Origin of the sequence: Aquabacterium sp. OR-4, assembly GCF_025290835.2 — a bacterium.
Classification (GTDB): Bacteria; Pseudomonadota; Gammaproteobacteria; order Burkholderiales; family Burkholderiaceae_C; genus Pseudaquabacterium.
In genome coordinates this window covers 406526-430235 of record NZ_JAOCQD020000004.1, presented here as the reverse complement: position 1 = coordinate 430235, position 23710 = coordinate 406526, and the positions used below count along the sequence as shown (strand labels likewise).

Sequence of the window (23710 nt, the reverse complement as noted above, 5' to 3'; positions counted from 1 at the left end):
GCCATGGCTGCAGCACCTTCCGCCGTGCCCATGCGCCGGCCCACGCGGCTGAACTACTGGGGCTGGGGCGCGGGCGACATGCTCGGCGCCGGCGCCCAGGCGGTGATCACCGGCTGGCTGTTCTACTTCTTCACCAGCTTCTGCAGCCTCACGGCGGTGGAGGCCGGCCTGATCCTGGGCCTGCCGCGCCTGCTCGAGGCGATCAGCTGCCCGTTGATCGGCTATGTGTCCGACAACCTGCGCCACAGCGCCATCGGCCGGCGCATCGGGCGGCGGCGCATCTTCCTGCTGCTGGTGCTGCCGCTGCTGCCCAGCTTTGCGCTGCTGTTCGTCACCGGCCACGGCTTCTGGTACTACCTGGCGGTGTTCATCTTCTTCGAGCTGCTGTACACGATGTTTCTCATTCCGTGGGAAACCCTGGCCGCCGAGATGAGCACCGACTACGCGGAGAAGGCCCGTTTTGCCGGCGCGCGCATGCTGGTGGCCCAGGGCTCGGCGGTGCTGGCCAGCTACCTGCCCACGCTGCTGATCAACCAGTTCGGCGGCAAGGATTCGACCGAGCCCTTCTTCTGGATGGCGGCCATCTTCGGCGGCCTGTTCTCGCTGGTGGTGCTGATCGTGCTGCTCACCAGCTGGGAGCGGCCCTACACCGCCGACGAGCTGGCCCAGCCGGTGGCGCGGCTCGACTGGGCCGAGGCCGCGCAGATCCCCGGGCGCATGTTCCGCGATCTGGCCAGCACGCTGCGCATCCGCGCGTTCCGCCAGCACCTGTCGCTGTACCTGGGCGGCTACCTGTCGCAGGACATCTTCAACACCGCCTTCCCGATCTTCGTGGCCACGGTGCTGATGGGCGCCACGCTGGCCATCTCGCAGCTGATGACGGCCATGTACCTGGCGCAGCTGGTGTCGGTGATGGTGGCCATCCGCATCGTCATCCAGGTCGGCCCGCTGCATGCGTACCGCGTGGCGATCTCGCTGTTCATCGCCGCGCTGCTGGTGTATGGCGGCCTGTACCTGGCCAGCGCGCCGGGCGACGCGCCGCTGTCGGGGGTTTGGCTGTTCGGGCCCATCGTGCTGGCCGGCCTGGGCCGCGGCACGCTGAACTTCGTGCCCTGGTCGGTCTACAACTACCTGCCCGATGTGGACGAGGCCGTCACCGGCCAGCGCCGCGAAGGCATCTTTGCCGGCGTGATGACCCTGGTGCGCAAGCTGGCGCAAAGCCTGGCCATCGTGGCCACCGGCTGGCTGATCGACCTGGGTGGCTATGTCTCGCCCAAGATGCGCCCGCCCGGTGCCGCGCTGACCCAGACGCCCGAGGCCATTGCCACCGTCACCGCGGTGCTGGTCATCGGCCCCATCGTGGTGATGCTGGCCGGCCTGCTGCTGGCCTGGCGCTTCCGCCTGAACGCCGCCTCGCACTGGGTGCTGATGCAGGAGGTGGAGCGCCTGCGCGCCGGCGCCACCCAGCCCGATTCGCCGGCCAGCGGCCGCGTGGTGGAAGAACTCACCGGCTGGCGCTACGAGCAGCTGTGGGGCCGCGGCGGGCCGGATGCCCAGGCGGGTGCCGAGCGCCCGCGTACCACCTGACCGGCACCTGATCCGCGCTGAGCCATCCCCGATCCACGCCCGCCCGCCCACCACTGCGCATGTCCGACACCCCTTCGTTCGAACTCACCCGCCGCGGCTTTTTTGCCGGCGGTGCCGCAGGCCTGGCCGCCGGCCTGGCGGCGGCGCCCACCGCCCAGGCGGCCGCGCCGGCCGCCGCCGGCGTGGCCCCTGCCCCACCGGCCGGTGCTGGTGCTGGTGCTGGTGCTGGTGCTGGTGCTGGTGCTGGTGCTGGTGCTGGTGCCGATGCCCAGGCCCAGGCCCAGGCCCAGGCCCAGGCCCTGCGCTGGCTGGACGGCAGCGCGCCGCCCGAGCATGCCGGCCTGGCCTTTGGCTGGCCCTGGCCGCAGGGCCAGCTGCCGCGCGGCAAGGCCGGGGTCGGAGCCGGGGCCAACACCCCGGCCCAGGCCCTGGCCCTGACCCTGCGCGACGCGCAAGGCCGCGCCCGGCCGCTGCAGAGCTGGGTGCTGGCCACCTGGCCCGATGGCTCGGTCAAGTGGAGCGGCCATGCCCTGCCCCCGGCCGTGCGGCCCGAGGCCGGCTGGACCCTGCAGCCCGCCGCGCCCGGCGAGGCTGCCGCGGCCCTGCCCGGCGCGGCCTTGCGGGTGGACGAACACGCCGACGCGGTGGAGATCGACACCGGCGTGCTGCGCTGCCGCGTGCCACGCCGCGGCGCGGTGCTGATCGAGCAGATCACGCGCGCTGGCGTGCCGCTGCTGCGCGATGCCCGCCTGGTGCTGAGCAGCGACGACCAGCCGGGCGGCCATGAGCAGGGCGCCACCCGCACCCGCGCCTGCGAGGGCGTGGTCGAGCAGCTCGATGTCGAGCAGCGCGGCCCGTTGCGCGCCGTGCTGCGCCTGCGCGGCCGCCACCGCGACAGCGTGGCCGTGGCCGGCGGCAGCGGCCCTGCCGGCACGGCCACCACGGCCAGCGACCGCGCCTGGCTGCCCTTTGACCTGCGCCTGTACCTGCATGCCGGCAGCGATGCGCTGCGCATCGTGCACAGCTTCGTGTTCGACGGCGATCCGGCGCGCGACTTCATCCGCGGCCTGGGCCTGCGCTTCGACGTGCCGCTGCGCGACGCGCCGCACGACCGCCATGTGCGCCTGGCCGGCGACAGCGCCGAGCAGGGCCTGTGGGCCGAGGCCGTGCGCGGCCTCACCGGCCTGCGCCGCGACCCCGGCGCTGCGGTGCGTGCCGCGCAGCTGGCCGGCCAGGCCACGCCGCCCCAGGACGGCTGGCACCCCTCGGTGCGCAACTACCTGGAACACATCCCCGCCTGGGGCGATGTGACGCTGGCCCAGCTGGGCCCCGATGCCTTCCAGATCCGCAAGCGCACGCAGGCCGGCCAGGCCTGGGTGCATGCGGCCTGGGGCCGGCGCGCGGCCGGCCTGGGCTGGCTGGGCGGGCCCTCGGGCGGCATCGCCTTCGGCCTGCGCGACTTCTGGCAGCGCCACCCCACCCAGCTCGACATCCGCAACGCCCACACCGGGCAGGGCCAGGTCACCGTGTGGCTGCACAGCCCCGAGGCGCCGGCCATGGACCTGCGGCCCTACCACGACGGCCTGGGGCAGGACACGTTCGAGAAGCAGCTGCACGGCCTGGAAGTCACCTACGAGGACTGGGAGCCCGGCTTCGACAGCGCCGTGGGCGTGGGCCGCAGCAACGAGATCACCTTGTTTGCGCTGGCCGCCACGCCCAGCCGCGAGCGCCTGGTGCAACTGGCGCGCGGCGTGCAGCAGCCGCCGCAGCTGGTCGCGTCGCCGCAGCGTTATCTGGTCACCGGCGTGTTCGGTCGGCTGTGGAGCCTGCCCGACCGCAGCACGCCGGCGCGCGCGGCCATCGAAGACCGGCTTGACTTCCTGTTCGACTTCTACAAGAAGGAAGCCGAGCAGCGCCGCTGGACCGGCTTCTGGGACCATGGCGACGTGCGCCACACCTACGACGCCGACCGCCACGAGTGGCGCTACGACGTGGGCGGTTATGCCTGGGACAACAGCGAGCTGTCGCCCGACCTGTGGCTCTGGTATGCCTTTCTGCGCAGCGGCCGGGCCGACATCTTCCGCTTTGCCGAAGCCATGGTGCGCCACACCACCGAGGTCGACACCTACCACCTGGGTCGCTTCAAGGGCCTGGGCACGCGCCATGGCGTGCAGCACTGGAGCGACAGCGCCAAGCAGCTGCGCATCAGCACCGCGGCCTACCGCCGCCACTACCACTACCTCACCGCCGACGAGCGCGTGGGCGATGTGCTGCACAGCCTGCGCGACGCCGACCGCCAGCTGATCGCGCTGAACCCCACACGCAAGATCAAGGACGCGCCCAAGCTGCCGCCGGGCCAGGCGCTGATGGGCGTGGGCACCGACTGGGGCTCGATGCTGGCCAACTGGCTGACTGAGTGGGAGCGCACCGGCGATGCCCGCTGGCGCGACAAGATCGCCAACGGCATGCGCAGCGTGGCGGCCATGCCGCACGGCTTCTTCAGTGCCAGCGGTTCGGCCTACGACCCCGACACCGGCGCGCTGCGCAGCGTGATCGCGCCCCGAGTGGGCGCCAGCCACCTGAGCGCGGTGTTCGGCCTGGTGGAGATGGTGGCCGACGTGAGCAGCCTGATCGAGGTGCCCGGCTTCGAGCGCGCCTGGCTGCAGTATTGCCGGCTGTACAACGCGCCGGCCGACGAGCAGCGGCGCGAGCTGGGCATGCCGCATGGCGGCGGCAATGCGCTCACCGTGGGCCACTCGCGCCTGTCGGCCTATGCGGCCTGGAAGCTGGGCGACGCGGCACTTGCGCGGCGCGCGTGGCGCGAGTTTCTGGACGACCGGCGCTTTGGCCAGAAGCCACTGGGCGTGCAGCGCGTGGCCGGGCCGGCGGTGTTGCGGCCGGTGGACGAGGCGGCGTGGATCAGCACCAACGATGCGGCGCAATGGAGCCTGGCGGCGATGCAGAACCTGGCGCTGATTGCGGAGCATTTGCCGGAGTCCTGAGCGGTGGTTCGGTCCCGATCCCTTCTTCGAGAAGCCCCGCGTCGCGTTTCACCGCGCCGGGTGTTCGCCCCGGCGGGCGACCTACTTTCTTTTGCGAAAAGAAAGTAGGCAAAGAAAGCGCATTGAACTTTCCGACACCGCACTGCTGCTTCTCCAGCATCGGGGCGGGCGCCTCGCCCGCCCGGCGGGCTCGAACAGGCTGCCGACTCAGGGCTTGGCAAGGGAAGCATTGCCGCCGATGGCATGGCCGCTCATCTGTGAAGGCTCTGGCAACCCGCGTGCCGTGCCATTGCCAGCACGTCTGGGCCAGGAACACAGATCCAGACCCAGACCCAGACCCAGACCCAGACCCAGACCCAGACCCAGACCCAGACCCAGACCCAGACCCAGACCAAGACCAAGACCAAGACCAAGACCAAGACCTGCCCACCCCACACTGCGCCCGCAAGTCTTGACCGGGGGGCCCGCGCGCGTGAATCGGCTACATGCCTTTCCGGCTGGCTATGTTCGAGCCCGCGGGGCGGGCGAGGCGCCCGCCTCGATGCACCAAACAAAATGCTCAGTGGTGTCGGAAAGTTTGGAAGGCGCTTCTCTTTGCTACTTTCTCTTTCGCCTGAAAGAGAAAGTAGGTCGCCCGCCGGGGCGAACACCCGGCGCGCTGCAAAGCGCCATCACCCAACCCCGCCATTGCGGCCGAACGAGTGAACGGACAAGAGACATGACCACAAGCCCAAGACAAAGCCCAAGGCCAAGCCTGCACCGCAACGCCCGCCTGGTCATCGCTGCATGCCTGAGCACCCTGGCCCTGGCCCTCACCCACGCCCAGACACTCTCAACGCCCGCCACCCAGGCCGCAGCAGCCAACCAGGCCACGCCCCAGCCCGGCGTGCAGCGCTTCGTCTTCGGCCCGGCCGGCAGCACCGCACCGGCCATGCCGGGCACCACCCTGGTCGCGCCCGATGCGCGCTATGACGCCAGCCGCGGCCACGGCTTTGACGCCCCGGCCGGCACCGCGCCCGCGCTGCCGGTGGCCACCACCGTCGCGGTGTCGGGCCCGCGCCAGGGCCAGCCGGTGCTCAGCCCTGCCGCGCCGGTGTTCTTCTCGCTCGACCTGCCCGAGGGCAGCTGGCGCGTCACGCTCACGCTGGGGGGCACGGCCGAAGCCAGCGACACCACGGTGCGTGCCGAGCTGCGCCGCCTGGTGCTGCAAAACCAGCGCAGTGCGCCAGGTCAGACCGCCACCGCCCAGTTCACGGTGCATGTGCGCCGCCCCGAGATACCCGCCGGCATGGCCGGCGACGGTGGCCGGGTGGCGCTGCGCGAGCCGCGTGAAGCGGTGGGCGAGGTCTGGAACTGGGACGGCAAGCTGACGCTCGAGATCAATGGCGCGAAGCCGGTGGTGCAGGCCATCACGGTGGCACCGGTGCAGGTGCCGCTGCTGTTCGTGCTGGGCGACTCCACCGTGGCCGACCAGGCGCAGGAGCCCTATGCCAGCTGGGGCCAGATGCTGCCGCGCTGGCTGGGCCCGGGCGCCGCGGTGGTGAGCCTGGCGCAAAGCGGCGAGACCTACCGCGACGCGCTGGCGCGCCGCCGGCTCGACAAGATCGTCAGCCTGGCGCGGCCCGGTGATGTGGTGCTGATGCAGTACGGCCACAACGATCAGAAGCAGCTGCGCGACGGCTCGGGCAGCGTGGCCAGTTACCAAGATGAGATGCGCCAGCATGTGCGCCGGCTGCGCGCGGTGCGTGCCGTGCCGGTGATCGTGACGCCGGTCGAGCGCCGCTTCTTCGAGCCCGATGGCTCGCTGCGCCGCACGCTCACCGAGCACGCCGATGCCGCACGCGCGGTGGCCGCCGAGCTGCAGGTGCCGCTGATCGACCTCAACGCCAGCAGCCGCACGCTGTACCTGGCCTATGGCCCGCAGCAGGCGCCGCGCCTGTTTGCCCATGGCGCCGATGGCCGCATCGACCCCACCCACCATGCCAACGAAGGCGCCTGGCTGCTGGCCGGCCTGGTGGCTCAGGGCCTGCGCGAGTTGAAGCTGCCGCTGGCCGCGCAGCTGCGCGCCGATGCGCCAGCGCTGCGCGCCGAGGCGCCGCCGGCCCTGGCCACGCTGGCCATCGTGCCCAGCCCCAGCCGAACGCAGGAGCGGCCTGCGGGCGACACCGACAGCGCCCGGGCACCGGCTGCGGCCGCCAGCAGCGGCGGGGCCGCGGCCTGGTCGGCCGAACGCCTGGCGCGGGTGGACGCCGCGGTGCAGGACGAGATCGACCGCGGCCGCCTGGCCGGCGCGGTGGTGCAGATCCACCGCGACGGCCGTCTGGTACACCAGACCGTGCGGGGCCTGGCTGACCGCGAGCAGCAGCGCCCGATGCAGGCCGACACGCTGTTTCGCATCGCCTCGATGAGCAAGGCCGTGACCACCGTGGCGGCGATGATGCTGTACGAGGAAGGCCGCTTCCTGCTGCGCGACCCGATCGCCAAGTGGCTGCCGGCCTTTGCCGAGCCGCAGGTGGCCGTGGCCGGCGCCGAGGGCCAGCCGCCGCGGCTGGAGAAGGCGCGCCGGCCGATCACCGTGCGTGACCTGCTGCTGCACACCGCCGGCCTGAGCTATGGCGCTGGCCCGGCCGAGGCGCAGTGGAAGGCCGCCGGCTTCTCCGACTGGTACATCCTGGGCCGCGACGAGACGCTGGCGCAATGGACCGACCGCCTGGCCCGGCTGCCGCTGCAGGCCCACCCGGGCGAGGTCTGGCAGTACGGCTACAGCACCGATGTGCTGGGCCGGCTGGTGGAGCTGTGGTCGGGCATGCCCTTCGACCGCTTTGTGGCCGAGCGCATCACCGGGCCGCTGAAGATGGCCGACACCCACTTCTGGGTGCCCAGGCACAAGGCCGCGCGCCTGGCCCATGTGTATGGCCTGAAGGGCGGGCAGCTCACGCTGGAAGAAAACGCCGCGCGCAGCGACTTCATCGACGGCCCGCGCAAGCTGCCGTCGGGCGGCGCGGGCCTGGTCTCGACCGCCGGCGACTACGCGCGCTTTCTGCAGATGCTGCTGAGCGGCGGCCAGCTCGACGGCGTGCGCCTGCTCAGCCCGGCCAGCGTGGCGATGATGAGCCGCGACCATGTCAGCGGCCGCTACAGCGGCTATGGCGGCGACGGCGAGGGCGCCGGCTTCGGCTTCTGGGTGCAGGCCAGCCCGGGCTCGCGCAGCGAGCTGGGCAGCCCCGGCGCCTATGGCTGGGGCAGCGCCTATGCGCCGCAGTACCTGGTGGACCCGCAGCAGCGCCTGCTGGTGGTGTTCATGACCCAGCTGCGACCGGCCGGCGACAGCACGCTCAACCAGCGCATCAAGGTGCTGGTGCGCCAGGCGCTGATGGAGTGAGCGGCCCAGGGATTCACCTGCCCCATTCGCTCATGCACTTGATCACAGCTTGCCGGGGCGGCCGCCTAGACTGCCGCTCGACCGCCCCACGCGCGCTGCCTGTTGCAGCCCGCGCCGCCCCCCAGCCCTGACGGCTGCATGTTCCGCCACACGCGCGGTCTCCCCCCACCACGATCGGAGACAAACATGTCCATGCAACCGTTCACGCGGCTGCGGGTGCGGCTGGCCCTGGCCTGCACCCTGGCCGGCCTGGCGCCCGCGGCGCTGGCCGCCCTGAGCATCACCACCGTGCACGACAGCGGCAACCCGGCGCGGCCGCAGTACATCATCGACACCGATGGCGGCCTGGTGTTCAAGGTGCGCGGCTACGAAAGCTCGAGCACCACCGCCATCGGCGACATCTCGAGCATGGTCTACAAGGGCGTGGAGTACGCCGATCCGGCGCGTGGCACGCAGCTCAACTCGGGTGCCGACTGGCTGTACACCGGCGTCTCGGCGGTGGGCCTGAAGGTCGAGCTGGTGGATGCCGCCGGCCAGGCCACGCCGGCCTCCACGCTGAACGGCGGTGTGGTCAGCGGCCAAGACTTCGTGCGCGTCACGCTCACCAGCACCAGCCTGAAGGGCGGCGTATTGACGCACTACTACCTGGTCAAGCGTGGCCAGCCGCATGTGCACATGGGCACGCACTTCACCGAGCAGCCCGATGTGCATGGCCTGGTGCGCTTCATCGCCCGTGTGCCGGTGGAGAAGCTGCCCAACGGCGGGCCGGCCGGCGCCGCCGGTGGCCTGGTGAGCTACGGCGGCCAGAGCTGGTGGCCCGAAGACATCCGCGGCAGCAGCGGTGCCATCGAGGCCAGCGACGTGTTCGGCTTTGCCGCCGGCAGCGCGCTGGCCGGCCACACCCGCTCCAAGCACTACTCGAACATGCGCCTGAAGGACTGGCAGTTTCTCGGCGGCAGCGGGCCCGGCGTGGGCCTGTGGTTCTGGCGTGACAGCCACGAGGGCGATTCCGGCGGCCCGTTCTACCGCAGCCTGCTGCAGCAGATCACCGGCACGCACAACGAGATCACCTACATGGTGAACTACGGCGAGGCGCAGACCGAGCCCTTCCGCCCCGGCATCCTGAACACCTACACGATGATGTTCACCGACGGCGCGCCGCCCACGGCCCGGCCCGACACCAGCTGGTACGGCCAGCTGGGCCTGGTGGGCCACGTGGGCCCGCTGGGGCGCGGCGGCGTCTCGGTGGCCGGCCTGGTGGGCCGCGTGCCGGGGCTGGCCTACACCGCCGGCTTTGCCAATGCCCAGGCCCAGTACTGGGTGGACGCCGATCCGGTGGATGGCCACTTCCATGCCACCGGCATGCTGCCGGGCCAGTACACGATGACCGTCTACAAGGGCGAACTGGGCGTGCAGACCGTGCCGGTCACGGTGACGGCCAACGCCACGTACGCGCTCAACCCGGTGCTGATCGGTGCCGATCCGGCCACCACGCCGGCGCTGTGGCGCATCGGCCAGTGGGACGGCACGCCGCGGGAGTTCATCAACGGCGACAAGCTGACCATCATGCACCCCACCGATGTGCGCATGGCCGCGTGGACGGTGCCGCCCTTCGTGGTGGGCCAGTCGAACCCGGCCACCGCCTGGCCGGCCTATCAGTGGAAGGACGTGAACAACGGCCTGCAGGTGCGCTTCACGCTGCGCCGCGGCCAGAACAGCGCCCCGCTGCGCCTGCGCATCGGCACCACGGCCGATTTCAACAGCGCGAGGCCGCAGGTCACGGTCAACAGCTGGAGCTCGGGCGTGCCGGCGGCGCCGCCCAAGGTCAGCCGCAACCTCACGGTGGGCACCTACCGCGGCATCAACCGCCTGTACCACTTCGACATCCCGGCCAGCCAGCTGGTGGTGGGCACCAATGTGCTCACCATCCACACCGCCAGCGGCACCGCCGGCGCGCGCTTTCTGAGCCCCGGCCTGTCCTTCGACGCCATCGACCTGGTGGCCGTGCCATGAGCCGCCTTTTGCTGACCCACGCCTTGCCGGAGCCCGCCATGGTCTTGCGCTTTTGTCTCGGGGGCGCTGCCTCGCTCGCGGCCACCGCCGCCTTGCTGCTGCTGCCGGCCGCGCCGGCCCGGGCGGCTGTGCTGCAGACCGTGGGCGGCGGCGGCGTGGTGGGGGTGCCGGTGCTGGGCGCCGGCTTCGAGGCCAACACCACGCTGGCCAGCCCCTGGGCCGAAGGTGGCCTGCACTTCAGCCACACCGGGCTGGGCGATGACAACGGCGGCTGCGGCTATGCCGGCGAGTGGTGCGTCGACCTGGCGGCCGGCGAGCGCTACAGCCAGGCCTTCTCGGGCAACCACCTGGCCACGGCCGGCCTCAACGCCTACCTGTCGATCAGCAGTGGCGCCACGGTGGACATGAACGGCATCCGCTTCGCGGTCGATTCGGGCTACGCCAGCATCCACCTGCTGTGGCAGACCTGGCTGGACGGCGCACTCACCGGCAGCGGCCGGGTCAGCATGGGCGCCGCCGGGGTGGGCGGCGTGCTGGGCCTGCGCGATCTGACCGGCTTTGACGAGGTGCGCCTCTACGCCTTTGACAGCGCCAGCGACCTCAGCGGCTACAGCGCACCGGCGATCGACAGCGTGGTGGCCTCGGCCATTCCGCTGCCGGGCTCGCTGCCGCTGGTGCTGGCGGCGCTGGCCGCCCTGGCCGGCGTGGCCGCGCCGCGCGGCGCGCGGGCCAGGCCCTGAACGGCGCGCTCATGGTCGGCCAGCTCGGCGGCGCCCTGCTGCAGCTCGCACGCCAGGGCCTCGGGCAGCGGCTCGGGGGCCACGGCCACCACGCGCACGCCTTGCTGCTCGAGCCACTGCACCACGGCGTCGGGGGCCTCGGTGTCGGTGATCACGCAGCTCACGCGGTCCAGGCCGCACAGCACCAGGCCCGTGCGCCGCGCAAACTTGCTGCTGTCGGCCAGCACCACCAGCTGCTCGGCCTGGCCGATCAAGCGGCGTTCGGCCTGCACCAGCAGCGGATCGGCCTCCATCAGGCCCAGCGCCGACAGGCCGTGCACGCCCATGAACATTTTGGCCGCGTAGTGGTGCTGGGCGATGTCGTTCTCGAACGGGCTCAGGATCACGTTCTGCTCGCGGTACACGCGGCCGCCGGGCAGGATGATCTCGTTGTTGCTGGTGTTGAGCAGGCGCTCGGCCAGCAGGAACGAGTTGGTCAGGATGCGCAGCTGCTGCTCGACCAGAAACTCGGCCATCATGAAGGTGGTGGTGCCGCCATTGATGATCACGGTTTCGCCGCGGGTGCACAGCTCGGCGGCATGGCGGGCGATGGCGCGCTTGTGTGCCGAGCGCTGGCAGATGTCGAGCCGGAAGGTCTGGCTGCGCAGCAGGCCGCCGCTGCTGCGCTGCAGGCGCTGCGCGCCGCCGCGGGTGCGCGTGAGCTGCTGGCGCGCGGCCAGCCAGGCCAGGTCGCGCCGCACCGTGGCCGCCGAGGCGCTCAGCCAGGCCATCAGCTCCTCGGTGCTGGCCTGGCCGTGCTCGTCGAGCAGCTTGAGCAGGCGCTTGTGGCGGCGGTGGTTGGTCATGACGGTGGCGCAGTGCAGATCGAAGCAATCAGGTTACGGCCATCAACACGCATGAGCAATCAGGAAACACGCGCACATCGCGCACGGTGTGCGGGGCCAAGGGCATGACGCTGGCGTGCTCACCCTTTGCGCCACCCCGGCTCGGGCCCGCCGTGATCGACCCGCGTGAGCACGGCGCCCGCGCCGACGGCCACACGCTGGACACCGCCGCGCTGCAGACCGCGCTCGACGCCGCGGCCCGCGTGCCGGGCGGCGCCACCGTGCGCCTGCCACCCGGCGTGTGCCGCAGCGGGGCGCTGTTCGTGCCCGGCGGCGTGGGGCTGCAGGTGCCGGCCGGCGCCACGCTGCGCGGCAGCACCGCGCTGGCCGACTACCCGCTGATCGACACCCGCGTGGCCGGCATCGAGATGCGCTGGCCCGCCGCGCTGCTCAACGTGATCGATGCCGAGCGGGTGGTGATCTGCGGTGAGGGCACGATCGATGGCGACGGTGCCGGCTTCTGGGCCGGCTACTGGGCGCTGCGCGAGGCCTACACGCCACGCGGCCTGCGCTGGGCGTCCGACTACGACGCCCAGCGCCCGCGCCTGCTGCTGCTGCAGCGCGCGCGCAATGTGTTCGTCGGCGGCGGGCTCACGCTGCGGCGCTCGGGCTTCTGGACGCTGCAGGTCTGCTACAGCCGCGAGGTGCGCATCGACCGCGTCACCATCCGCAACAACGACGACGGCCGCGGCCCCAGCACCGACGGCATCGACATCGACTCGAGCGAGCGCGTGCTGGTGCGCCGCGCCGACATCGCCGTCAACGACGACGCCATCGCCTTCAAGGCCGGGCGCGATGCCGACGGCCTGCGCGTGGCCCGGCCAGTGCGCGATGTGCTGGTGGCCGCCTGCACCGTGCACGATGGCGCCACCGGCATCGCCTTTGGCAGCGAGACCTCAGGCGGCTTCGAGCGCGTGCGCGTGCGCCGCCTGCGCGTGCACGCGCCGGTGCCGGTGGGCGTGCTGATCAAGTCGGCGCGCACGCGCGGCGGCTGGGCGCGCGGGCTGCGGCTTGCCGACATCCACTGCGAGGGCGTGGCCGTGCCCTTGCGCATCACGCTCGACTGGAACCCGGCCTACAGCCGCGCCGTGTTGCCCGAGGCCGAGCGCGCGCAGGCGCCGGCGCACTGGCTCACGCTGGCCGCGCCGGTGCCGGCCCGGCAGGGCCTGATGCAGGTGCAGGGCGTGCAGGTGCACGGCCTGGTGGCCCGTGGCGCCAGCACCGCCTTCGAGGTGGACGCCGATGCGCAATCACCGCTGTGCGATGTGCACTTTGCGGCCTGCGACATCGAGGCCGCGGCCGGTGGCCATGTGCTTGACGCCCAGGGCTGGCGCTTCGAGCGCTGCCGCCTGGCGTGGGCCGTGCCGCTGGTGCTGCACGATGCCCTGGCCGTGCAGGGCCTGCCACCCGCGGCCTGGCGCGTCGATGCGCAGCATCCGCGGCGCGATGTGTCCACGCTCGGCATGCATGTGCAGGATGTGAGCTGAACCCCATGACCACAAGAAAGCCCCGATGAGCACCCCCAGCATCCCCGACACCAACGCCCAGGGCGTGCAGACCCTGGCCTTCAAGATGCAGTTGAAGCCCGGCGTGGTGGCCGAATACAAGCAGCGCCACGACGAGATCTGGCCCGAGCTGTCCACGGCCTTGAAGGAGGCCGGCATTGCCGACTACTGGATCTTTCTGGACGAAGCCACGCTGTCGCTGTTTGCGGTGCTCAAGCGCCAGCCGGGCGCGGCCCAGGCCCAGGCCTTTGCCGCGCTGGACACGCTGCCGGTGATGCGCCGATGGTGGGATCACATGGCCCCGCTGATGGCCGTGGAGCCCGGCAACAAGCCGCTGCAATGGCCGCTGCCGCCGCTGTTTCACCTGCCGTGATCGCACGCCGGCCCGAGGGCCTGGCCGTGCTGCTGGCGGCGCTGGTGGCGTTGGTGGCGCTGGGGGCCACTGCGGCGCCCGCGGCCACAGCAGCCACCGCAGCCGCAGCGGATTCGGCTGGCCATGCCGCGGCCGACCCGGCGGCCGAGGGCAGCGACTGGTGCAGCGCGCCGCGCGTGCTGCGCGAAACCGCGCGCGACGACTTCGGGCCCGGCTTCGTGCACGACAGCGCGCAACACCGCACACCAGGCGGCGAGCCGGGCGCTGCGCACAACGGCCGGCGCTGGCGCCTGGAGGCCGAGCAGGCCGGCACCCAGGTGCTGCCGGGCGAGGCCGGCGGGCTCGACATCCGCACCCCCGCCGGGCTGAGCCTGTGGTGGCACGCCGAGCTGCAGGGCGACTACGAACTGCGCTTCGAGGCCCGCGCGCTGCCGGCGCCCGACAACGCCGGCGCACTGGCCGGGCGGGTGTCCGACCTGAACCTGTTCTGGAACGCCACCGAGGCCGATGGCCGCCAGCCGCAGCCGCGCGACGGCGCCTTTGCCAGCTACCACGGCCTGCGCGCTTACTACGTGGGTTATGGCGCCAACGGCAACCGCACGACGCGGCTGCGCGCCTATGGCGGCCAGGGCCAGCGCCAGGTGCTCGATGGCTGGGCCGACGCGCCCGAGGCCGGCCCCGACGACCGCCGCGGCGCCATGAGCGCCGCCACGCGCCTGCAGGCCGGGCGCTGGCTGGGCCTGCGGGTGATCTCGCATGCGCCGCGGGCCGGATCGGCCGAGCATGGTCAGCTGCGGGTCGACGACCGGCGCCTGTTCACCCTGGCCCAGCCGCAGCCCCTGCTGCGCGGCTGGTTCGCACTGCGCACCACGGCCAGCCGGCTGCAGCTGCGCGGCTTTCGCATCTTTCACTGCACCCTGCCATGAGCCTTCTGCGCCTGCCTCTTGTGCTTGCCTTTCTGGTGTTCAGCGGGCCGCTGCTGGCCGCCACGCCGCCGGTGCAGCTGAACATCCAGCCCGACCCGCCCGGCCCCACCATCGCGCGCCAGATCTACGGCCAGTTTGCCGAGCACCTGGGCAGCGGCGTCTATGGTGGCCTGTGGGTGGGGCCCGACAGCCCCATTGCCAACACCCGCGGCTGGCGCAACGACGTGCTGGCCGCATTGAAGGACCTGAAGGTGCCGGTGCTGCGCTGGCCCGGCGGCTGCTTTGCCGACGAGTACCACTGGCGTGACGGCATCGGCCCGCGCGACAAGCGCCCGGTGCGCATCAACACCAGCTGGGGCGGCGTGCCCGAGCCCAATGCGGTGGGCACGCACGAGTTTTTTGACCTGGCCGAGATGCTGGGCGCCGAGACCTATGTCAATGCCAACCTGGGCACCGGCACGCCGCAGGAGATGGCCGAGTGGCTGGAGTACCTCACCAGCGACGGCCCGGGCAGCCTGGCCCAGGCGCGCCGCGCCAATGGCCGCGACAAGCCCTGGCGCGTGCACCACTGGGGCATTGGCAACGAGGCCTGGGGCTGCGGCGGCCACATGCGGCCCGAGTACTACGCCGATCTCTACCGCCACTGGAGCACTTTTGCCAAGGCACCGCGCGGCAACCGGCCAAAGCTGGTGGCCAGCGGCGGCCAGAACGACGAGCTGAACTGGACCGAGGTGCTCAGCCGCGATGTCAAGCAGCGCATCGACGCCATCAGCCATCACCGCTACAGCCTGCCCACCGGCGACTGGAAGATCAAGGGCAGCGCCATCGGCTTTGCCGAACGCGAATGGCTCAGCACCCTGGCCGTGGTGCCCAGGATCGATGCCAACCTGGCGCAGCAGCGCGCCCTGCTCGACCGCCATGATCCGGCGCGCAAGATTGCGCTGTACTTCGACGAATGGGGCAGCTGGTACGACCCCGAGCCCGGCACCGACCCCGGCTTTCTGGTGCAGCGCAACACCCTGCGCGATGCGGTGCTGGCGGCGCTGCACTTCCATGTCTTTCACGCCCATGCCGAGCGGGTGAAGATGGCCAATGTGGCGCAGATGGTGAACGTGCTGCAGGCCATGGTCATCACCAGCGGGCCGCGCATGGTGCTCACGCCCACGTACCACGCCTTTCGCATGCACCTGCCCTTTCAAGATGCCACGGCGCTGACGCTGCAGCTGCAGGCCGTGCCGCGCTATGCGCTGGGTGATCTGGCCATGCCGCAGCTCAGCGCCAGCGCCGCGCGCGGCGCCGACGGCAAGCTCTACCTGAGCCTGGTCAACGTGCACCCGCGCGAGCCGCTGGCGCTGGCGCTCAGCCTGGGCGGCGTGGTGCCCACGGCGGTGCGCGGCCAGCTGCTCACCGCTGCCGCGATGGACGCCGAAAACACCCTCGATGCCCCCGAGCGCCTGCGCCCGCAGGCCTTCGAGGCCCGCGCGCGCAACGGCCGCCTGCCGCTCGAGCTGCCGGCCAAGTCGGTGCTGGTGCTGGAGGTGCTGCCATGAGCTCGCCGGGTAGCCCCGCAGGCGGCAGCCACAAGTCGCCGCCTGAAGCGACCCCGGCTGATGCCGCCTGCCCTCACACCGGGCCGGCCAGCCTTGCGCGCCGCCGCGGCCTGGCCGTGGGTGTGGCCGCCGGCCTGGCTGGCGCCGGGCTGCGTCCTGCGGGCGTGCAGGCCCAGGCCACGACCCCGGGGGCCGCATCGGCCGCGGCATCGGCCACCGTGCCGGTCACCGCCAGCCTGTCGACCGACGAGCGCCTGGCCCTCACCGTGGCGCAGCGCGCGCGGCCCGAGGGCGTGGCGTTGATCGCTGCGCGCATCGATGCCACGGGCGTGCGCTTCCTGCCCGCGGTGGCGCGCAGCGGGCCCGGCCAGGCCATCGGCCCCGACAGCCTGCTGGCCTATGGCTCGATCACCAAGACCTTCACCGCGCTGCTGCTGGCCGATGCCGTGGTGAGCGGCGCGCTGGCGCTGGACGCCCCAGTGGAGGCCGCCCTGCCCGACGGCCTGCGCCTGCGCGACCGCGACGGCGCGCCGATCCGCTGGATCGACCTGGCCACGCACCGCAGCGGCCTGCCGCGCCTGCCTGCCAACCTCGACGCGCAGGCCGCCGATCCCTACGCCGCCTATGACGAGGCGGCGCTGAAGGCCGCGCTGCGTGACTGGCAGCCCACGCTGGCGCGTGACCAGGCCTGGGCCTACAGCAACCTGGGCGCCGGCCTGCTGGGCCAGGCCCTGGCCTGGCGCAGCGGCCACACCTACGCCGCCTTGCTGCGCCAGCGCGTGCTGCAGCCGCTGGGCCTGGACGATGTGCAGCTGGCCAGCGCCCCGGTGCCGGGCCTGCTGCCCGGCCACGACGCCCAGGGCCGTGTCGTGCCGTCGTGGACCTTCGGCGTGCTGGCCCCGGCCGGCGGCCTGGTGGGCAGCGCGCGGGCCCTGGCGCGTTATGCCCAGGCCGCGCTGGGCCTGGTGCCGCACCCACTGGGCGCGGCCTTCGCGCTGGCGCTGCGGCTGCATGCCGACGGGCCGCAGCCGGTCAACCGCATGGGCCTGGGCTGGGTGGGCGCCCGCCTGGGCACGCGCGCGAGCTGCGCCTGCACGATGGCGGCACCGCCGGCCATGCCGCGGCCCTGGTGCTGGAGCCCGGGGCGCCGCGCGCCGCGCTGGTGCTGGCCAGCGGCGCCGCGCCGGTGATGCCGCTGGCCCTGCATGTGCTGGAGCCGGCGCTGCCGCCCGGGCCATGAGGCCGACCATCAACCGGACCGCGTCCCCGGCCGATGCGCACCCCGCCGCCCACCCCGCCGTGCACCACCCCCGCGACGCCGCCGCGGACCGCGCGGCCGCCTTGTGCAGCCGCCGTGGGGTTTTGCACCAGGTGGCCCTGGCTGGCCTGGCCACGGCGCTGCCGACCGCCCGTGCCGGTCAGCTCCCGCCCGCGCCGGCACCCGCGGCGTCGGCCATGCCCGGCCCGCTGCTGCTGGCGCGCGAGCGCGCCGATCCGCAGCTGCTGCACGACCCCGCCGTGCCGCAGAGCACCGACCTGTACCTGGCACCGATGGCCGGCCCGCTGGCCATCAGCGGCCAGCCGCTGCGCCTGAGCCGCCCCGAGCACGACTGGGAGCGCGTGCGCCACGCCGTCAACGAGGCGCCGGCCGTGCTGGTGCACGGCGGTCGGGTGTGCGTGGCCTATTCGGCGGCCGGCACCGGCCCCGAGTACTGCCTGGGCCTGCTGTGGGCCGATGCCGGTGCCGACCTGATGGATGCGCGTGCCTGGACCAAGCTGCCGCAGCCGGTGCTGCGCAGCGACGCCGAACGCGGCCTGTGGGGCCCCGGTCACAACAGCTTCGTCACCCTGCCCGACGGCACGGTGTGGCATGCCTTCCACGCCCGCGGCTACCGCGACATCGCCGGCGATCCGCTGAAGGATCGAGGCCGTGCCAGCTACCTGCAGGCCCTGCGCTTCCACCCCGACGGGCTGCCCGACTTCAGCCTGCCACACACGCCCCGCGCCAAGGCCACCTGACATGCACTGCCCGCCTGCCCCCTTGTTGTGCCCCTGGTCGTGCCGGGGGCCCGCCCGCGCGCTGTGGCGCTGGCTGGCGGGCCGCCCGGGGCCGCGGCGTGGGGCCGCGGCCCTGGCGCTGCTGCTTGTGCTGGCCGCAGCGGCCGCGCCCACCGCGCCGCCCGCGCCGCCCGCGGCGGCCCCGGCCCTGACCGCCGCGCCGCTGCGCGAGGCCGACCTGCGCCCGCCGCTGCTGCTCAGCGCCGCGCACGGCCGCACGGGCCTCGATCTGTCGGGCCCCTGGTCCTACTCGAAAGACCTCTACCGCAGCGGCCTGGCCGACATCAACGGCTGGGTGGCCAAGTCGCGCATGCAGCGCCACCGCGATGTCGACGTGGCCGCCGAGGAGGCGCGCGGCGGCACCGGCTTCCACGAGTTCGACATGGACCGCGGCCCGGTGATGCAGATCCCCGGCGCCTGGAACGCCGCCGTGCCCGAGCTGCGCTACTACGACGGGCTGATCTGGTTCCAGCGCCGCTTCACGCCGCCCGCCCTGCCGCCGGGGGCGCGGGCCTTTGTGCGCTTCGAGGCGGTGAACCACCGTGCCCATGTGTGGCTCAACGGCCAGGCACTGGGCCGCCACGAGGGCGGCTTCACGCCCTTCGTGTTCGAGGTCACGCAGGCGCTGCGCAGCGGCGACAACCGCCTGGTGGTGGGTGCCGATTCGCGCCACGACGCGCAGACCATTCCGGCCGAGACCACCGACTGGGACAACTACGGCGGCATCACCCGCCCGGTGCGCCTGGTGATCACGCCCGGCACCTTCATCGACGATGCCACGCTGGCCCTGGTGGACACCGCCGCCGGCCCGCGCCTGCGCGGCGAGCTGCAGCTCAACGGCCCGCAGGCCGCGCAGCGCCCGGTGAGCCTGGCGATTGCCGCGCTGGGCCTGCAGGTGCAGGCGCGCAGCGATGCGGCGGGCCGCGCGCGGTTTGATCTGCCGGCCCCGCCGGGCCTGCGGCGCTGGTCGCCCGACAGCCCGCAGCTGTATGCGGTGCGCTTTGCCACCGAGGGCGATGCGCTGACCGAGCGCATCGGCTTTCGCACCCTGGCCGTGCGCGGCAGCGAGATCCTGCTCAACGGCGCGCCGGTGTTCCTGCGCGGTGTGTCGCTGCACGAGGAGGAGATCGGCGCCAACCCGGCGCGCCGCATCGACGAGGCCGCCGCCCGCCGCCTGCTGCTGGAGGTCAAGCAGGGCCTGGCCGGCAACTATGTGCGCCTGTCGCACTACCCGCACAGCGAGACCATGCTGCGCCTGGCCGACGAGCTGGGCCTGCTGGTGTGGAGCGAGATCCCGGTGTACTGGAGCGTCGACTGGGCCAACCCGGCGGTGCTGGACAAGGCGCGCCGTCAGCAGGCCGAGACCCTGTACCGCGACCGCAACCGCGCCGCGCTGGCGATCTGGAGCGTGGGCAACGAAACCCCGGTGTCGCCCGAGCGCACCCGCTTCCATGCGGCGCTGGCCGACACGGTGCGCGCGCTCGACCCCGGCCGCCTGCTGGCCGCCGCGCTGCTGCTCGAGCGGCGCGAGGTGGACGGCGTGCCCACCCTCACGCTGGCCGATCCGCTGGCCGAGCGGCTGGACATCCTGGCCGTCAACAGCTACGCCGGCTGGTACGGCAGCGACACGCTGGCCGATCTGCCCCGCCTGCGCTGGGCCCTGCCCACCAACCGGCCGCTGGTGTTCAGCGAGTTCGGTGCCGACGCGCTGGCCGGCCATGTGGACGCCGAGCGCCGGCGCAAGTTCAGCGAGGCCTTCCAGGCCGACTACTACCGCGCCACGCTGGCCATGCTGTCGGCCGTGCCCAACCTGCGCGGCCTGTCGCCCTGGGTGTTGAAGGATTTTCGATCGCCGCGGCGCGAGCACCCGGTGTGGCAGAACGGCTGGAACCGCAAGGGCCTGATCAGCGAGACCGGCCAGCGCAAGCAGGCCTTCGAGGTGCTGGCCGCGCACTACCGTGACCGCCTGGCGGGTGCGGATGCACAGGCCCGTGAGCGCGAGGCGGCCGAGCCCGGCTTCGACCTCGCCTTCACCATCGACGACCTGCCGCTGCACGGCCTGCTGCCGCCGGGCGTCACCCGCCTGGCCCTCACCCAGGCCCATCTGGCGGCGCTGCGCGAGGCCGGCGTGGCCGAGGCCTGGGGCTTCGTCAACGCCGGGGGCCTGCAGCAGGAGCCGGGCAGCCAGGCCGTGCTGGATGCCTGGCGCCAGGCCGGCCATCCGCTGGGCAACCACAGCCACAGCCACATGAGCCTGGGCCGCGCGCCCTCGCTCGAGGTCTGGCAGCGCGACGTGGCCGAGGGCGAGCCGGCGATTGCCCAGGCCATGGGCAGCGCGCACTGGCAGTGGTTTCGTTATGCCAACCTGGCGGTGGGCGACGAAGGCCGGCGCGAGGCCGGACTGCGCTGGCTGCACGAGCGCGGCTACCGCGTGGCCGATGTCAGCCTGAGCTTCAGCGACTGGGCCTACACCGACCCCTGGGCGCGCTGCGTGGCCCGGGGCGATGCCGCCGGCCAGGCCGCGCTGCGTGCGCATTACCTGGCGGTGGTCGATGCCGGCATCGCCCGCCTGCGCGCCGACTCGCTGGCGGTGTTCGGCCGCGTGATCCCGCAGGTGCTGGTCACCCACCTGGGCGCCTTCAGCGCCGCCACCCTGCCCGAGCTGCTGGCCCGGCTGCGCGCCGCCGGGGCGCGTTTCGTGCCGCTGGCCCAGGCCCAGGCCGACCCCGCCTATGCCGACGCCGGCGGCGGCAGCCTGCTGCCGCGCATGGCCGGTGCGCGCGGCCTGGCCCTGCCCCCGCCCGGCCAGCGCGAGCCGGCGCCGCTGGCCTTCAACCAGCTGTGCCGATGACGGCCCGCCCCGCGCTGCGGCGGCCCCGCGCCCAGGCCGGCCCGGCCCTGCCGGCCGCACTGCGGGCGGCTGCACTGCGGGTGGCTGCGCTGCGGGTGGCTGTGTTGGCGGGCCTGCTGGCGCCGCTGCCGTGCGCCGCAGCCCAGACCCATGCGCTGGATGCGCGCGCCGCACCGCCGGCCGTGCTGGCCGGCGCGCTGCAGATGGGCACCGGCCGCAACCCGGCGGGCCGCGTGCTGGCGGTCAACAGCCAGTCGCTGACGCTGGATGGCCGGCCGCTGCTGCCGGTGATGGGCGAGCTGCACTTCAGCCGCCTGCCCCCGGCGCAGTGGGAGCAGGCACTGCAGCAGATGAAGGCGGCCGGCGTCACCGTGGTGGCCAGCTACATCGTCTGGCGCCTGCACGCCGCCACGCCGCAGGCGCTCGACTGGCAGCAGGCCAATGACCTGCGGCGCTTCGTGCAGCTGGCGCAGCGCGTGGGCCTGATGGTGTTCATCCGGCCGGGGCCCTGGGTGCATGCCGAGCTGCGCTACGGCGGCCTGCCCGACTGGCTGGTGGATGCGCTGCCCACGCGCCGCGACGACGCCGACTACCTGCGCGAGGTCGACCGCTGGTTCGGCGCCATCGCGCAGCAGCTGCAGGGCCTGCTGTGGAAGGACGGCGGCCCGGTGGTCGGGCTGCAGATCGAGAACGAGTACAACCGCGCCGGCCCCGGCCAGGGCGCGCAGCACATCGCCACGCTCAAGCGCCTGGCGCTGCGCCATGGCCTGGATGTGCCGCTCTACACCGTGACCGGCTGGGACCATGCGCTGTTTCCGCGCGGCGAGGTGCTGCCGGTGTTCGGCTCCTATGTCGACGAGCCCTGGTCGGCCGCCGCCGGCCTGCTGCCGCCCAAGACCAGCTACCTGTTCCAGTTCGGCCTGCGCAACGAGCAGGGCCTGGGTGCGCAGGGCGCCACCGCGTTGCGCGGCGATGGCGAGCGCGACAACGACATCACGCCCTTTCTCGGCGCCGAATACGGTGCCGGCGTGCCGCAGATGTACCGCCGCCGGCCGCTGATCGAGCCCGCCGATGTGAGCGCCATGGCGCTCACCAAGATCGGCTCGGGCGTCAACCTGTTGGGCTGGTACATGTTTCACGGCGGGCGCAACCCGGTGGCGCCGGTGACCCATGCCGAGCAGCTGGCCAGTGGCGGCTACAACGACGTGCCGCGCGTCGACTACGACTTCCAGGCGCCGCTGTCGGCCGATGGCGACGAGCGCGCGGTGCTGCGTGCGCTGCGGCCGCTGCACCTGTTTCTGGCGGCCTTTGGCGAGCGCCTGGCGCCCATGGCGGTGGCGGCGCCGGCGCAGCGCGGCGGCGGCGCGACCGATCTGGCCACGCTGCGCTGGGCCTGGCGCGGCGACGGCCGCAGCGGCTTCGTGTTCATCAACAACCATGTGCGCCAGCACGCCACGCCCCACCATGCCGACACGCGCCTGGCCGTGCAGCTGCGCGACGAAACCCTGACCCTGCCTCCGCCCGGCGAGCCCGGCCTGCAGCTGGCGCCGGGCGATCACCTGCTGTGGCCGGTGAACCTCGATCTGGGCGGCCTGCGCCTGCACTGGGCCAGCGCGCAGCCGCTCACACGCCTGGCCGCGGCGCCGGGCGAGCCCGACGGCGATCTCAACGTGTTCATGGCCACCGGCGGCATGGCGCCGGGCTTTCGCTTCCGGCCCGGCAGCGTGGTCGCGGTGGACGGGCAGCCGGTGGCCGCGCCAGCGCCGGCCGGCCCGCTGAGCGGCGTGGGTGGCGTGGGTGGCGTGGGTGGCTTGCCAGGTGCTGCGGGTGCCGCCGGCGCAGTTGGTGCAGTTGGTGCAGTTGGCGCAGTTGGCGCAGCCGGCGCGGCGCTGGCGGTGGACGGCGCTGGCGACCTGGTGCTGCGCCCGCCGGCCGGCCAGACCGTGGTGCTGACCGGGCCCGATGGCCGCCGCGCGCGCCTGGTGTGGCTGCCGGTCGATCGGGCCCAGGGCCTGAGTCTGCATTGGCTGCAGGGCCGCCAGCGCCTGGTGTGGAGCGAGGCGGCGGTGTATGGCGACGGCGCGGGCGGCCTGTGGCTGCGCAGCAGCGCGGCCACGGCCATGCTGGGCCTGTGGCCACCGCTGGCCGCCAGCAGCGGCGTGGCCGCCGCACCGCCGGCCGGCCCGGCGACGGCCGCACCCGGGCCCACCGCACCCGGGCCGATCGGCGTGCCGGCCCTGTTCACGCCCTACCGGCTGCAGACGCGGCCGCTGGCCGAGCTGGCGCTCGAGGCCACGCCGCTGCGTGCGGCCGGCCGCGCCCCGGCGCCGCGGCGCATCGGCCCGCGCCAGACACCGGCCGAGCCGGTGCCCGAGGCCTTCGAGGCCAGCGCGGCCTGGCAGTTCAGCCTGCCGCCGGCGGCGCTGGCCGCGCTGAGCGAGCATCCCGGCCTGGCCGACTGGCAGCTCGAGCTCGATGCCCAGGGCGACGTGCTGCGCCTGTACCACGGCCTGGCGCTGCTGGACGACAGCTACTGGATCGGCCGGCCCTGGCGCCTGGGCGTGCGCCGCTGGCTGGATGCGGCCAGCGCCACCGCCAGCACCAGCGCCACCGGCGGCCCGGCCTGCGATGCCGGCTCGGGCGCCACCGCGGCCGCCAGCCACCCGCCCCACGCGACGCTGCCGCTCACCCTGGCCGTGATGCCGCTGCGCGACGACAGCGGCATCGTCTTCGACCCGCGCGTGCGCCCCACGTTCGAGGCCGGCCAGCTGGCGCGCTTGAACGGCCTGCGCCTGCGGCCGGTGTACCGTCTGCACTTCAACCCGAACACCCCGTGACG

At 73.2% G+C, this 23710-nt stretch carries 13 protein-coding genes; 12 read left to right on the top strand and 1 reads right to left on the bottom strand.

The window, feature by feature from the left end:
* Positions 1-3: 3 nt before the first annotated feature.
* The 4 genes from N4G63_RS27220 (at position 4) to N4G63_RS27205 (ending at position 9984) form a co-directional block, all read left to right on the top strand.
* Positions 4-1587, top strand: a complete 1584-nt coding sequence (locus N4G63_RS27220; RefSeq protein WP_314600453.1) for an MFS transporter — start codon at positions 4-6, stop codon at positions 1585-1587.
* Positions 1588-1646: 59 nt separating this feature from the next.
* Positions 1647-4589 carry an exo-rhamnogalacturonan lyase family protein gene (locus tag N4G63_RS27215; protein WP_314600452.1) on the top strand — a complete coding sequence of 981 codons (2943 nt, stop codon included), beginning with the start codon at positions 1647-1649 and terminating at the stop codon, positions 4587-4589.
* Between the two features lie 718 nt (positions 4590-5307).
* Positions 5308-7971, top strand: coding sequence for a serine hydrolase (locus tag N4G63_RS27210; protein WP_314600451.1), 2664 nt, complete (start codon positions 5308-5310; stop codon positions 7969-7971).
* A gap of 186 nt (positions 7972-8157) precedes the next feature.
* Positions 8158-9984 carry a rhamnogalacturonan lyase B N-terminal domain-containing protein gene (locus tag N4G63_RS27205; RefSeq protein ID WP_260791449.1) on the top strand — a complete coding sequence of 609 codons (1827 nt, stop codon included), beginning with the start codon at positions 8158-8160 and terminating at the stop codon, positions 9982-9984.
* Between the two features lie 607 nt (positions 9985-10591).
* On the opposite strand, the gene N4G63_RS27200 is transcribed toward N4G63_RS27205, so the two are convergent.
* Entirely contained in the window at positions 10592-11569 is a 978-nt protein-coding gene (locus N4G63_RS27200) for a DeoR/GlpR family DNA-binding transcription regulator (RefSeq protein WP_260791451.1), read from the bottom strand.
* 152 nt (positions 11570-11721) lie between these two features.
* On the opposite strand from N4G63_RS27200, the gene N4G63_RS27195 reads away from it, so the two are divergent.
* From N4G63_RS27195 to N4G63_RS27160, 8 genes are all read left to right on the top strand, one after another.
* Positions 11722-13095, top strand: a complete 1374-nt coding sequence (locus N4G63_RS27195; RefSeq protein ID WP_260791453.1) for a glycoside hydrolase family 28 protein — start codon at positions 11722-11724, stop codon at positions 13093-13095.
* Between the two features lie 25 nt (positions 13096-13120).
* The gene (locus N4G63_RS27190; protein WP_314600450.1) at positions 13121-13486 is read left to right on the top strand and encodes an L-rhamnose mutarotase; all 366 of its coding nucleotides are present in this window, start codon (positions 13121-13123) and stop codon (positions 13484-13486) included.
* Positions 13453-14412 carry a DUF6250 domain-containing protein gene (locus N4G63_RS27185; protein WP_314600449.1) on the top strand — a complete coding sequence of 320 codons (960 nt, stop codon included), beginning with the start codon at positions 13453-13455 and terminating at the stop codon, positions 14410-14412. Before N4G63_RS27190 ends, N4G63_RS27185 begins: the two co-directional genes overlap by 34 nt.
* On the top strand, positions 14409-15962 hold the full coding sequence (locus tag N4G63_RS27180) for an alpha-N-arabinofuranosidase (RefSeq protein ID WP_314600448.1): 1554 nt from the start codon (positions 14409-14411) through the stop codon (positions 15960-15962). Before N4G63_RS27185 ends, N4G63_RS27180 begins: the two co-directional genes overlap by 4 nt.
* Positions 15959-17152 carry a serine hydrolase domain-containing protein gene (locus N4G63_RS27175; RefSeq protein ID WP_314600447.1) on the top strand — a complete coding sequence of 398 codons (1194 nt, stop codon included), beginning with the start codon at positions 15959-15961 and terminating at the stop codon, positions 17150-17152. The genes N4G63_RS27180 and N4G63_RS27175 overlap by 4 nt, the downstream gene beginning before the upstream one ends.
* 265 nt (positions 17153-17417) lie before the next feature.
* Positions 17418-17981: a family 43 glycosylhydrolase gene (locus N4G63_RS27170; RefSeq protein WP_314600446.1), complete on the top strand. Its 564-nt coding sequence runs from the start codon at positions 17418-17420 to the stop codon at positions 17979-17981.
* Between the two features lies 1 nt (position 17982).
* Positions 17983-20871, top strand: a complete 2889-nt coding sequence (locus tag N4G63_RS27165; RefSeq protein WP_314600445.1) for a glycoside hydrolase family 2 TIM barrel-domain containing protein — start codon at positions 17983-17985, stop codon at positions 20869-20871.
* Positions 20868-23708 carry a beta-galactosidase gene (locus N4G63_RS27160; RefSeq protein WP_314600444.1) on the top strand — a complete coding sequence of 947 codons (2841 nt, stop codon included), beginning with the start codon at positions 20868-20870 and terminating at the stop codon, positions 23706-23708. The genes N4G63_RS27165 and N4G63_RS27160 overlap by 4 nt, the downstream gene beginning before the upstream one ends.
* Positions 23709-23710: the final 2 nt, after the last annotated feature.

Bases quoted from the DNA above. Each gene is read 5' to 3' on its own strand.
- N4G63_RS27220 (WP_314600453.1), top strand. From the start codon at position 4: ATGGCTGCAGCACCTTCCGCCGTGCCCATGCGCCGGCCCACGCGGCTG.
- N4G63_RS27215 (WP_314600452.1), top strand. From the start codon at position 1,647: ATGTCCGACACCCCTTCGTTCGAACTCACCCGCCGCGGCTTTTTTGCC.
- N4G63_RS27210 (WP_314600451.1), top strand. From the start codon at position 5,308: ATGACCACAAGCCCAAGACAAAGCCCAAGGCCAAGCCTGCACCGCAAC.
- N4G63_RS27205 (WP_260791449.1), top strand. From the start codon at position 8,158: ATGTCCATGCAACCGTTCACGCGGCTGCGGGTGCGGCTGGCCCTGGCC.
- N4G63_RS27200 (WP_260791451.1), bottom strand. From the start codon at position 11,569: ATGACCAACCACCGCCGCCACAAGCGCCTGCTCAAGCTGCTCGACGAG.
- N4G63_RS27190 (WP_314600450.1), top strand. From the start codon at position 13,121: ATGAGCACCCCCAGCATCCCCGACACCAACGCCCAGGGCGTGCAGACC.
- N4G63_RS27185 (WP_314600449.1), top strand. From the start codon at position 13,453: ATGGCCGCTGCCGCCGCTGTTTCACCTGCCGTGATCGCACGCCGGCCC.
- N4G63_RS27180 (WP_314600448.1), top strand. From the start codon at position 14,409: ATGAGCCTTCTGCGCCTGCCTCTTGTGCTTGCCTTTCTGGTGTTCAGC.
- N4G63_RS27175 (WP_314600447.1), top strand. From the start codon at position 15,959: ATGAGCTCGCCGGGTAGCCCCGCAGGCGGCAGCCACAAGTCGCCGCCT.
- N4G63_RS27170 (WP_314600446.1), top strand. From the start codon at position 17,418: ATGCCCGGCCCGCTGCTGCTGGCGCGCGAGCGCGCCGATCCGCAGCTG.
- N4G63_RS27165 (WP_314600445.1), top strand. From the start codon at position 17,983: ATGCACTGCCCGCCTGCCCCCTTGTTGTGCCCCTGGTCGTGCCGGGGG.
- N4G63_RS27160 (WP_314600444.1), top strand. From the start codon at position 20,868: ATGACGGCCCGCCCCGCGCTGCGGCGGCCCCGCGCCCAGGCCGGCCCG.